This is a genomic window from Thiolapillus sp. (assembly GCF_048562965.1).
Lineage (GTDB): Bacteria > Pseudomonadota > Gammaproteobacteria > Chromatiales > Chromatiaceae > Thiolapillus > Thiolapillus brandeum_A.
Map to the genome: position 1 here is coordinate 1 of NZ_JBHNMF010000848.1, position 1239 is coordinate 1239.

The 1239-nt window shown below is 61.4% G+C and carries 1 protein-coding gene; it reads right to left on the reverse strand.

Going from position 1 to position 1239, the window contains the following annotated elements:
* Window positions 1-1128 (reverse strand): IS66 family transposase (gene tnpC, locus ACOCD2_RS20585; protein ID WP_419596303.1); only part of this gene is annotated, 1128 nt, incomplete at its 3' end.
* Window positions 1129-1239: the final 111 nt, after the last annotated feature.

Sequence of the window (1239 nt, forward strand, 5' to 3'; positions counted from 1 at the left end):
GCGGTAGGCGAGTTTCTCCTCACCCGCCAGTTCCTTATCCCTGATCTGCTGTTCTACCCGGTAGAGGCCGCCGATCAGTGTGAGCGCTTCTTCTGCTGCAGGATCACTTTTGCTCGCCCGCTCGAAGTAACGCCGAGTGTGCGCCCAGCACTGAGCCTGGGTGATCTGCGGTTTGTTCCTGGCATAGCGGTCATAGGCGGCATAGCCGTCGCTGAGCAGCACGCCGGCAAAACCCTCGAGCTGTTGTTCGATGTGTGCGCTACCCCGACTATCCGACCAGGTGAAGCAGATTTCATCATTCTCTCCATAGATCGGCCAGTACCAGGTGGCTTTCATCTGGCCCTTCTTCTTACGGCCGGCTTTGATCGGCGTTTCGTCCATGGCCAGCACCCGGCTCTGCAGGATGTGCTCCCACTGGGCATCGTAGATGGGACGCAGCAGCACGATGGCCCGCTGAACGTAGTTCGTCAGGGTGGATCGGCTCAGGGTGACCCCGGCATCCTTGAGCCGTTGATGCTGGCGGTACAGTGGCAGGTGGTAACAGAACTTGTCCATCAGCAGTCCCGCCAACAGGCTGACATCGGCCAGGCTGCCCTCGAACACCGCCGAGGGGGCCGGCACTTCCATCAGGCTCGCGCTGGGCTTGTGCCGCAGCACAGGACGACGATACTCCAGCACCACGTAGCTGCCGGGGCGCTGCGCCAGGCGGCGGCTGATCTTGAAGTCGATCACCTCGTACTGGTCGGCCTCCGGGCCTTCGAGCTGGGGCGCCGACAGTTCGATCACCTCAATTGGCACATCCGGGCCGAATCGCAGGCCGGTGTCGGTAACATCGTCCTCGCGCCGCTGTTTGGGCTTGCGGCGGGTATAGGTGATCTTCTCGGTGGGTTCCGACTCGGCTGATGGGGACGCCTCGCCCAGCAGGGCGCTCAGATCGAGCTGGTCCGGATGCTCGATGATGCGCTTCTCGGACTTGCGCCCGAACAGCTGGCGTTTAAACCAGTCGAGCTGTTGCTTGAGAGCGGCGATCTCGGATCGGGAGGCCTTGAGAGCCGACTGGAGGGACTGGATGACAACGGCGGGATCGGCCTCGCTGGAGACCGGTTTTTTCGCTGTACAATCCGTCACTTGCATAGCTTAGATTATATCTTGGAACCCTGCGCGAAGCCATCATTTATGCGCCTTCCTGCCCTATCTTCGGTACCGCTTGAACCGCCGCACCGACGCCAGGTCGATGCC